Source organism: Sebaldella sp. S0638, from assembly GCF_024158605.1.
Classification (GTDB): domain Bacteria; phylum Fusobacteriota; class Fusobacteriia; order Fusobacteriales; family Leptotrichiaceae; genus Sebaldella.
In genome coordinates, this window is the sequence record NZ_JAMZGM010000097.1 from 1 (window position 1) to 11,437 (window position 11,437).

Here is an 11,437-nt window from a genome sequence, read left to right on the forward strand (position 1 = left end):
AAGGTAATATCTTCATTTGCTACTACCTTGCCCCCTAAAAATTCCTTACGTATATTTTCCATCTCCAGGATATATTCGCTCATTCTGCCTCCTATTAAAAATTTATCTCTAACTTCCCTGGCTCCTTCCCCTTCCAAGGTCAAAATGATCAATAAAATTTTGTTTCCAAAAAATTTTCTCTGAACCGGCGTTTTGTATAATTTATATTAAAACAGCAAATCGCTGTAAACACCAAAACACCAGTGCCCGTTCCTAATTCATTTTATTTGTAATTATGAACTGATCAAAGCACTAGACTTTCACACTATTATCGTATATATTTCTCTCTGAATTTATGATATAATAGATTTATAAAAAAAAATAGGACACATGTCCTACCAAAGGATAATATTACTATGAGAGAAATTATTGAAGTAAAATATTACATTGATAAATTTGGTTTATCAAGCATACTTACCCCTTCTATTATATCTGACATTAATATAAAAGTTTACAAAAAAAATACACTTCTTTATGAAGCAGGAGATCCGGCAGACAATCTCTGTTTTCTTGTAGAGGGAAAAATAGAGGTAAACAGTATCCTGGAAAACGGAAATCATCACATTATTGACGAACTATATCCTCCGGCAGTTTTTTGCGATATTGAATATGTCGCCAGAATAAAGACAATATTACAGAATCTTATTGCAAAAGAAAATAATACAAAAGTTCTGACAATTCCTTATCATATGCTGGATGCCAAGCTTTCCGGCAATGTCCACTTCTGGAAAAAAATGGCTGTAGAAAGTGCTGATAAACTTATCAAAACCAACTATTCAGTCTTAAAAAAACTAAATAATAAACTTGAAGATATTTTAGTAGATATTCTGATAGAAAATAACTATGAATATTATTTCAAATCACTGGACGTCCTTTCAAAAAATCTGAATGTAAGCTACAGGAATCTTACAAGAGTTCTAAAAAAGCTAAGTGACAAAGGTATTATAAAAAGAGAAAAAAATAGAATAATATATATCCGGCGTTGAATTTTGTCCAAATATTATTATTTTTGAATAACTATATATTTTCTATCACGTCTTTAATTTTTTCACAAAAAAGGACATATGTCCTTTTTATTATCTTTATAAGTATGCTAAATTTGTCTTATATACTTAAATATAAAGGCGGTGATAGAATAATTTTTACGGGGGTGACCTAATTGGAGAGTTTAGACTATATTTCTAAAAATGATTATTTAAAAAGATATTTTGAAGATATACCTCAGGAGGAGCTCCGAAAGCACAGCAGGCTGGTTATTTACAAACCGCAGAATATCATTGTAAAAAAAGGCGAACACATTAATTTTATCGGTATTATTATCTCTGGAAGAGCTCTTTTGGTAAATGAATTTGCTAACGGAAATGCTTATATACTAAAAGAACTAAAATTATTATCAGTTATCGGCGACATTGAAATTGTTTCCTCGTCAAAGGGTTCGGCATGCACTATCGAATCTATCGACGAATGTATACTTATCGTTATAGACGACAAGGTATTTTTAGACTGGATGAAAAGGTATCACGGCTTTGCCATTCGTGTGGCACGGCGTCTTGCTGAAAGATTCTACGAATCTTCAAATGAAAACGGAAAATATATGGTATATAATTCCAGCTACAGCCTTATTTCCACCATTATTAATGTTACTGAAAACATTACCGGCGGAAAAACAGAAGAAGTTTTCAATATCAGACTAAAAAACACCAGAAAAGAACTTGGTGAAAGAATAGGCTTAAATGAAAGAACCATAAACAGGCTTCTTCAAAAGCTTAAAAATGAGAATCTAATCTCTATAAACTCAGGAAAAATCTACATAAACAATATTCAGTTGCAGAAACTGAAAGAATTAAAAGAAAATCTACAGATGGACAGGAGAAAAATATGAAATTAATTGACAGAGTAAATGAATCTATCGCTTATATCAGAACTAAAACGAATGCTAGCCCTAAAGTAGCCCTTATTCTCGGCTCAGGACTCGGTGACTATGCTGATGAGCTTGAAGATAAGGTTGCGATTCCTTACGGCGACATACCTCACTTTCCTACACTTAGTGTGGAAGGACATAAAGGACAGCTTGTTTTCGGAAAAATACACGGAAAAGAAGTAGTCTGTATGCAGGGAAGACTTCACTTTTATGAAGGAAAAGGTATGCATGCCACTACATATGCCATTCGTGTTTTTACTAAATTAGGAATAGAAATTTTATTTACTACAAATGCAACAGGCGGTTTAAATAAGGATTTCAGACCCGGTGATCTTATGATAATAACTGATCATATTAATTTTATGGGAGATAACCCTCTTATAGGTGAAAATGAAGGTGAATTCGGAGACAGATTCCCGGATATGACTAATCTTTACGACCGTGATTTAGTAAAAATTGCTGAAGATACTGCTTCACAGCTTAATATTAACATAAAAAAAGGTATTTTTATCGGATACAGCGGGCCAAACTTTGAGACTCCCGCAGAAATAAGATTATTCAGAACTTTTGGTGCTGATAATGTGGGAATGTCTACTATTCCTGAAACTATAGTTGCCAAACACGGGAAAATGAGAGTTCTCAGCATTTCAGCCATTACAAATATGGCGGCAGGAATTCTGGAACAGCCTCTGAACCATGAAGAAGTTCTGGAGATGGGTGAAAAAATGAAACCTGTTTTCAAAAGTCTTGTAGACGGAATTATTGCAAATATATAATTTCCCTGCAAACAGGATTTTATCAAAATAACCAGAAAACTAAAAGATTTTTTGAATAAACAAATTGCTTCTCGGCAGTGCCTAAGTAAGTACCATTTTTATATGATAGTTTAACCAGATACCGCTATATCTCGAATTATCAATATACCAAATGGAAACTTTAGGAGGAAAATATGAAAAAGATTTTATTAATTTTAACATTATCATTTTTATTTCTGATATCTTGCGGAAAGACAGATACAGCCAAGGAAGATGCAAAAGATGGAGCAGCCGCTGAAAAAAGCGATATTAAAGTAGCAATAGTATATTCTGTGGGGGGACTGGGAGACCATTCATTTAATGATGCGGCACAGAGGGGGCTTGAAAAAGCAAAAAAAGAACTTGGAATAGAATATGTAGGTTATGAACCTAAAGACCCTACTTCTGAAGCTGAAGGACAGCTTAGAACTTATGCCGAAAGCGGAGAATATGACCTTATTATAGCCACAGGGTTTATGATGAAAGATGCCCTTGCCACTGTAGCCAAAGAATTTCCGGAACAGAAATTTGCCATTACAGATGAAAGAGTACCTGAGTTATCTAATGTAGCTTCCCTTACATTCAAAGAACACGAAGGATCATTCCTTGCAGGAGCTCTTGCAGCTATGATGACTAAAACAGATACAGTAGGATTTATCGGCGGTGCCGAAGCTCCGTTAATACAGAAATTCGAGGCGGGATACCAGCAAGGTGCCAAGTATGTAAAGCCTGATATAAAAGTCTTAGCTGTTTATATCGGCGGGACAAATGCATTTCATGATCCTGCATCGGCAAAAGCAAGAACTGAAGCTGTAATCGGACAGGGTGCTGACGTAGTTTACCACGCATCTGGTTCAAGCGGACAGGGTATGTTTCAGGCAGCTAAAGACAAAGGAGTTTATGCAATAGGTGTAGATTCGAATCAGGATGACCTGTTTCCGGGTACTATACTTACTTCTATGTTAAAACTGGTTGATGTTGCTGTATATGATCTTGTTAAAAATGTTAAAGAAGATAAATTTGAAGGAAAAGTTTATGAATTCGGAGTAAAAGAAGGCGGTGTGGGTCTTACAGACTTTGAATTCACAAAAGATAAGATCGGTGAAGAAAATATAAAGAAACTTGATGAAATAAAAGAAAAAATAGCAAACGGGGAAATCGTGGTAAGTCCCACTGTTTCCAAGTAATTCATATCATTCTGCATTAAAATAAATAAAACCTTTGGAAATTCAGTTATCTGAATAATCCAAAGGTTTTTTATATTTACTTTCTCAAAATAATTTTTTAAAAAAACTTTCTGTGATATTTTATTATCACAGAAAGTATCTTTTTACTTTTTAATTCATAAAAATAAATGTACATAACGCTTTACAATATATTTTATCCCCTTATTTAAAATGCTGCTTTTAAATTCAGCCCGATTTGATAGTCTTCTTCATTATCCCCTGCGGTTTTATATTTTCCTGTGAGGAAAACACCGTATCTATCCTGAAATTCTACTCCAATTTCTCCGTTAGTAGTAAATTTCCCTTTGTCATCACCTGATTTTCCAAGCTCGAATTTATTTTGTGAAATATTGCTTAGTGCTGCTTTTTCAGCTCTGTTTGTATCTCCAAGCTCGTATTCATAACCTACCCCTATATTCATTTTGGCTTTCCAGTCTTTAGATCCTCCAAAATGTTTTACTGTTCTTAATTCTACTCCAGCTTTTGGCTTTATGCTGTAATAGTAATTCTGATCAACGCTTATTTTCTCCGGCGCTCCGTTCTCAGAAATATCTGTATGATAGCCGTATTCCAGCTTTAGACCTGCATATGGCACAATTTTAGTGTTTTTCCCTGTTTCAAAATCTTTAGACACTTCATTTAAAAGTGACACTCCATATGTGTTATAACTGCCGTTCATTTTTGAACTATCTGTATTCTCCCATTCTATTTCCCTGTCTGTACTGTTAAATCCTACTCTTCCTAAAAAGTCTGTTTTCAGTCCCCAGCCGTCTGCTTTATACTTATTATGTAATCCCAGCTGGATTGTATTAGCCTCATCTTCATTATTCGTACCGTCAAACTCAAAATCCGTTCTCAGGTAACCCAGTGAATAACCAAATGTATGTCTGTAAGTACGCTCTACTTCACGCAGTGCTATTACTCCAACACTGCTGTAATCATATGGAAGTACACCGTCTCTGTTTTCTTTCGTCTTTCCTTTTCCTGCTATTACATTTATTTTTACATTTTCTTTTGTATTATTTTCTGAACTTTGAAGAACATTCATTGAGTCTGCAAAAATATCAGATACATCTTCCATTCTTCTCGTAGTATTAGAATACATCTCTCCTGTAAGATCCCCCATAGTTCTTCCGAGAGTATTACTGTTTGTTATCAGATCCAGTTTATCATATAATTCCAGTGCTTCACCAGTCTGCCCGCCTAATATTCCTTCGATCACATAATTTTCATCCAGTATTCCTGCAATTTCATTATAATGACTTCCCTTTGTAAAATCCTGATATGGTATTTTTTCCATCCATATATCAGCATTCCCGTTTTCGTTTATTGAAGGAATCGCTTTAAATGTCACAGAATGACTGTCTACTGTTATTGATTTCACAGAATCAATATCTTTGGCCATAAATACGTTCTCAAATTTATACGCAAGTGCATTTGTACCCTGTGTAAACAAGGTATCGATCATTGCCGGACTAGAAAAATCAAAGCTGTCAGCTGTAAAATGAACTGAATTCGATGCAAGAAACTGTGCTTTTATGTCTTCTGACATATATTGATCCATTATTATCTCATTCATTTCCGGCTTTCTTATTGTATCTGGATCTACCTGTATTGTAAGATTCACACCATTCAGCTCGAACTTGCCGTCTACTTTTATTACTCCTGCATTTATTATAGAAGGCGGAGTTACTGATGAACCATTTCCTACTTCTACATTGTTAGACCCTGAACCAAGATTTATTATTCCCTTATTTAACAGTTCGGCACCATTTGTAAACATTATTCCTGTGCTGTTGTTACCATTTAAGTTTATCGTTCCGTTATTCTGAATTCTTGTTCCTTCACTCCCGCTTATTCCTACTGAGTCATTTCCATTCATAGTTATAATGTTGTTATTTACTATAGTTGACTGTGAAGTCCCTACTATTCCCTGTGAAAAATCACCATTCATAGTTATTTCACCGTTGTTTTCTATTGCTGCCTTACTTCCCCACAAACCTATTGCATATTCCCCGTCTGAGCTTATTTTTCCGCTGTTTGTAAGTTTATTATTTTCTACATATATTCCGGTTCCATTGCTTCCTGTTTTTATATTGCTGGCATTATTTACTTCAGCCCCTTTTCCGTATATCCCTACAGAATACTTATTTTTCTCTGAATCTTCTTTATCTATTATTTCAGAATCTCCCAAAGTTATATTTCCTGTGTTTGTTATACTTCCTCTGTCACTGTAAATCCCAATATTTCCTGTTCCTAGACCAGTAATATCTGCTCTGTTGCTTATACTCCCGCTTTCAGTCATATAATATCCAATACTATTTGCCCCTTTCATTTCCAGTAAAGAAGCATTATTAACTACATTCCCAGCATTATGTCCAAAAAGGAAAATACTGTTATTTCCTATTGCAGCATTTTGATTATTTTCAAGGGTTGAACCGCTTTCCAGTACATATACCTTGCTGTTATCCCCTTGCTCCATAGTTGTTCCTGTATTTACTATTTTTGTATTATTTTGGGCATATATTCCTGTTTCCCTGCTTTCTATCTTTCCGCCTGTGAGATTAATCTCCCCTCCTGACGAATAGATTCCCAGCCCTCCGGCCTCTGATACTATACTTCCCGAAGAATGATTTATTATCCCGCCGTTGTTATAAATTCCCAGAGAATTTGCTCCTGACAATATATTCCCGGTATTGTTTACTGTATGATTGTTATTATAAATTCCTGCACTTGATATAGTAGTATTATCTGTACTTTCTGTTTTAATTGTTCCGCTGTTATTAAATACCTGAGCAGCCCCGCTCTCAAGGTAAACACCTATTGTATTTTTCCCGGCCAGCTCTATTTCACCTTTATTTTCAACAATTGACGAGCTGCTGCTGCTTAAATACATTCCTGTTACATTTTCCCCGTCAGCAGATATCGACCCTGAATTTTCAGTTAATGCTGTATCTTTTGCTGACATTGCTATTGAATTACTTCCTGTTTCTATGGTTCCGTTATTTATTATATATTCGCTTCCTTCTCCGCTTACTCCTAATGAATTATTTCCCAGAGTTATATTTCCCTCATTAAGTAATCTTGCACCGTTTACAGCATACATTCCTGCGGAACCATCTCCGAATTCCATATCCCCGTAATTTATTCCTTCATAATTTACAGTATTATTATAAATTCCGTCTACATAAATTCCCACAGTTTTTTCACCGCTTGAAATCAAAGAAGATGTATTGTCCAAAACTACAGAAGAATTCTTCCCGTAAAATAACGTGCTGTTTCCGCTTACTACAGCTGTACCACTGTAATTTACTTTATTATTCTCTACATACATTACAGAATAGCTTGAATCACTATCTCCGTTTATTACAAAATTTTGATTGAATGATCCATCTGTATTCACATAAAAAAGTATATTCTTATTTCCCGAAATATTTACTATATTCGTACCGCTGGTATTTAAAGTACTTCCTGAATCAAGATATATTCCCACCGAATTATTTTTATTCAAATTCAAAGTCAATCCTGACAGATTAAGATCACTTTCTTTAGCATAAATACCTATTCCCGATTCACCGGCAGCTATAGTTCCTCCGCCGTTTACAGTGACATTTTCTGCATAAACTCCTGTACTTTGCTCTGAAAGACTCATATCTACAGTACCATTTGATAAATCAAGATTTCCTGTTCCTCTTAATGCTCCTGTCTTATTGTTATTTACATAAATACCTGTTGCCTTTTCAGAATCAGCTGCTTTTATTATACCGTTGTTTGTTACATTTACACTTCCATCTCCGTAAGATATCTCAGGTTTGGCAGGATTCTGATAAGAAACAGCATATATTCCCACTCCGTTATCTGATATTCCTATATTTCCGTTGTTCACTGCAATTGTACCATTCTCTCCGAATAAGCCTGCCGAATTATTTCCTGTCATATTTATTTCTGAATGATTATTTATCAAACCATTTTCTGTATATACTCCCAGTGAATTATCCCCTGAAAGTTCTATATTTCCATAATTATTCATTACTACATATGTTCCCTCTCCCGGAGTTCCTCTGTAAGAATCCTTACCTGCAAGAGCTATCTGGCTGTCCTTTGTTCCATTTATTGTCACACCAGCATTTACAGTTACTCCTGTAGCTGCTTTTTCAGTATTGACATATAAATTATCGGTATCATCAAGATTAATTGTTCCTGCGGTATCTAATACAAGTATCCCTTTATTAAGGAATGAATTCCCCATATTCCCGTTTACACTTTTAAACAAAGTTTCACCTGTATCAAGCAGCTGAAGGTCACTCAGCTTTAATGTCCCATAATTATTTAATACAAATAGTCTGGATGTATCCAGCACATTTACATCTAAATGATTCAACCCCTGAAAATTATCTCTCAGATAGTTATAAACAGAGTTTTGCTGTGTATCTGCAGAATTACCGTCATATATGAATCCTATACTGCCATTTTCAAGATTAAGGGTCTGATTTCCACCGTTCAAAGAAACTTTTATTCCTGCATTTCCTTTTACATAGGCAAAAACAGAGTTATTTTTTACATTATATGTAATATTCCCGTCTAAATTTATCGTTCCACCGTCTCCTACGATCAAAGTTCCGTTATTTCCTGCTTCCAGTAATGCATCTCCAGTTATATTTATATTTCCGTCTTTATTATAAAGCACTGCACTGTTCTCACCCAAAGCCTTGTATGTACCGCCGTTTTTAAAATCAACATCTGATTCCTTATTGTATAAAACAGCTGAATTATTACCATGTGTTATTATAGAAAGAGAATTATATATCCCGTCTATGTCATTATCCAGTATAGATTTTGATGAATACTCAACAGCACCCACTGTTCCTTTGGCTGCTGAATTATATATTCCGTGTGAAGACTCACCGTAAGTATTTATATTTCCACCCTGATGTACTATACCGCCAAGATTATATAAAGCTATTGTCCCATTAACTTCCTTATTTGCCGTCCCTATATTTATATCAGGCTTTACCTGTAAAATAGGAACATTGGCAAATGAAGTGTTTACTATACGTCCTTTATTATATACAACAATATTATTTTGTCCTTTATCTGCATCAATAGAATTTACAATACTGTTGTCAACTACCAGACGGGAAGTTGTTCCCATTACTCCTGTATTCATATTATATGAATTACTTATGGCATTTAATATTAAAGTACTCTTCTTAGCATAGTCACCAAATTTTATTTCAAAATCTGTCAATTTTGTGCTTGTTTCATTTGAATTAGGTGTAAAATAAAAACCTGTTGAATATTCTACATAATCAGGATCATTTCCTGCTTTATTACCTGAATAACTATTTTTTTCCGTTCCTATATTCACCTTAAATACTGAATCTTTAGCTTTAAAATTTAAGGTATTATAATAATAAACTCCTACACTATTATCTCCATGAATATTTACCGGCTTTTCCAGCAATATTTTTGAATTTTCCATACTAAGTCCCGGAGTAGATCCGCTTAAATATGAATAGGCTATTTTGACTCCTATACTGTTAAAGCCATACATATCTACGTTTCCTCTGTTATAGGCAATCTGATGTTTATTCAGATTTACTCCTCCCATAAGAAAAGCAGCAGACTCCGGAGCTCTGAATTCCATTTTACCATCATTTCCAATTATATACTTCTCTCCTTTGGTTCCCTTAGCTACGCCGCTGCTCTGAAAAGCCAGTCCAATATGCTTTTTAGAGCTGGAATCAGTATAATTTCCAATTATTGTCCCGTCATTTACAAGAAGATAATCATTTACCGTTGTTCCCTGGTTCTTAGTCATACCCAAAACCCCTATTGCTGCTGAATCACCGTATATATTGACTGTCCCGCTGTTTCTCATAATTGAAAACGGAACGCTTGACTGTGCACCGGGATATTGATTTTTTCCTCCGTAAGCATAGTCCGGATCTGCATTTATAGCTGAACGGTTCCCGCTGGAAATCACCAGCTGTGTTAATAATATGTTATAAAAACTCGCATTGCTTGTATTTGAAGAATTAAATTCTACATTTACATTTTCTCCTATTCTTGTACTTGGAGATGATGTGGAATACATCATCGGTCCCACGCCTATATAAGAATTAGAATCTGATACCGGGATAACCGACGGCTGGTTCAGTGAAGAATTTGCTATTCCTGTGGGGTCTATGCTCCCTACTGCATTTTCATAGCTGAATGATGTAGCTATATTGCTTGAACTTGTTCTATGCATGTCGTACGTGAAGTCTCCGCTTTCCAAATTATAATTTGAAAATATTCCTTTTCCTGAATCATAGTAAGTCTGGTCAGTAGAACCCATAGATGAAATGATCGAACTTGTTGAAACTGCTAAGGTAGGGATATCTATGTCTATTTCTTTAAATTCCGGCAATATCATGTCAGGAACTATCACGTTATTATTATAAGTGATATTCGGAGCTGCTGCACTATTTTTCTCTACATTTATTAAAGGTGTATTTACCGAGACTGCTCCAAGATTTATGTCCGGCTTCCCAAAAATAATATTTGGCATCTTTATGCTAACATCAATACTATTCGCTGTTGCCAAGTCTGGGATTGTTCCCGAAGATTTAGTGCCTTTTCTGTCAGTCATATTATAAAATCCTGAAAAAAATACCTGCCATTCCAGATATTCTGGTTTTATGATGTAATCATTCTGCAGGTATAAATCTTTCAATTCTTTATTTCGTTGATTGAGTATTCTCTCTAAAACTTTATAATCTTTGTCATTGGATATATTTTTATCCATATTCTTACTCATTTTTCTGTACAAACTTCTATATCTTCCGGTTAATTCGCTGCTATTGCTGTTTGCTGCTACTCCAACTACGGAATTCAGTGTTAAAAACATTAACAATCTTTGATTTTTCGTCATTTTTCTTATATTACTCCTTATTATTTTATGTTACCCTATAAACAACATTTTTTTCTATTATTTATTTTAAACTATTTTTTTTTTTAATATCAATTCTTTTAATCATAAATAAATATTCTTTATTTTTGTTAAGATCAAAATTTTATTTTTTGAAAAAAAAGTGGAATATAATACCAAACAAGAGATAAATAAATATGTCATTCAAATTTTTCATATGTTTTAATAACACATGTTTTTTTATTTCTCATATAAAATTTTTTTTATACAACATCGTTTACCGAACGTTCACTCTATGATATTGTATTACAAATATAATTTTAATTATAAAAATATCATTATATTATTTCATTTTAAATAAATAAGCTGTACCAAAAACAAAAATAGTTTTGATACAGCTTTATTTATTTTTTTAAAATGCCACTTTCAGATTCAATCCTACCTGATAGTCCTCTTCCTTGTTGCTCCCTGCTGTTTTATACTGTCCTGTCAGGAAAACTCCGTATCTGTCCTGAAATTCCACTCCTACTCCTCCGTTTGTAGT

The 11,437-nt window shown here is 34.2% G+C and carries 5 protein-coding genes; 4 read left to right on the forward strand and 1 reads right to left on the reverse strand.

What is annotated here, in order from left to right:
- Positions 1 to 395: 395 nt before the first annotated feature.
- The 4 genes from NK213_RS17440 (at position 396) to NK213_RS17455 (ending at position 3,941) form a co-directional block, all read left to right on the forward strand.
- On the forward strand, positions 396 to 1,025 hold the full coding sequence (locus tag NK213_RS17440; RefSeq protein ID WP_253351554.1) for a Crp/Fnr family transcriptional regulator: 630 nt from the start codon (positions 396 to 398) through the stop codon (positions 1,023 to 1,025).
- 173 nt (positions 1,026 to 1,198) lie between these two features.
- On the forward strand, positions 1,199 to 1,921 hold the full coding sequence (locus tag NK213_RS17445) for a Crp/Fnr family transcriptional regulator (protein ID WP_253351556.1): 723 nt from the start codon (positions 1,199 to 1,201) through the stop codon (positions 1,919 to 1,921).
- A complete protein-coding gene (locus NK213_RS17450) occupies positions 1,918 to 2,736 on the forward strand; it encodes a purine-nucleoside phosphorylase (RefSeq protein WP_253351558.1) in 819 nt (272 codons plus the stop codon). Before NK213_RS17445 ends, NK213_RS17450 begins: the two co-directional genes overlap by 4 nt.
- A 173-nt stretch (positions 2,737 to 2,909) precedes the next feature.
- Entirely contained in the window at positions 2,910 to 3,941 is a 1,032-nt protein-coding gene (locus NK213_RS17455) for a BMP family protein (RefSeq protein ID WP_253351560.1), read from the forward strand.
- A 205-nt stretch (positions 3,942 to 4,146) separates the two neighbouring features.
- Here NK213_RS17455 and NK213_RS17460 read toward each other — a convergent pair whose 3' ends face one another.
- On the reverse strand, positions 4,147 to 10,896 hold the full coding sequence (locus NK213_RS17460; protein WP_253351562.1) for an autotransporter domain-containing protein: 6,750 nt from the start codon (positions 10,894 to 10,896) through the stop codon (positions 4,147 to 4,149).
- Between the last annotated feature and the right edge of the window lie 541 nt (positions 10,897 to 11,437).

Coding starts and splice junctions, on each gene's coding strand:
- NK213_RS17440 (WP_253351554.1), top strand. CDS start 396: ATGAGAGAAATTATTGAAGTAAAATATTACATTGATAAATTTGGTTTA.
- NK213_RS17450 (WP_253351558.1), top strand. CDS start 1,918: ATGAAATTAATTGACAGAGTAAATGAATCTATCGCTTATATCAGAACT.
- NK213_RS17455 (WP_253351560.1), top strand. CDS start 2,910: ATGAAAAAGATTTTATTAATTTTAACATTATCATTTTTATTTCTGATA.
- NK213_RS17460 (WP_253351562.1), bottom strand. CDS start 10,896: ATGACGAAAAATCAAAGATTGTTAATGTTTTTAACACTGAATTCCGTA.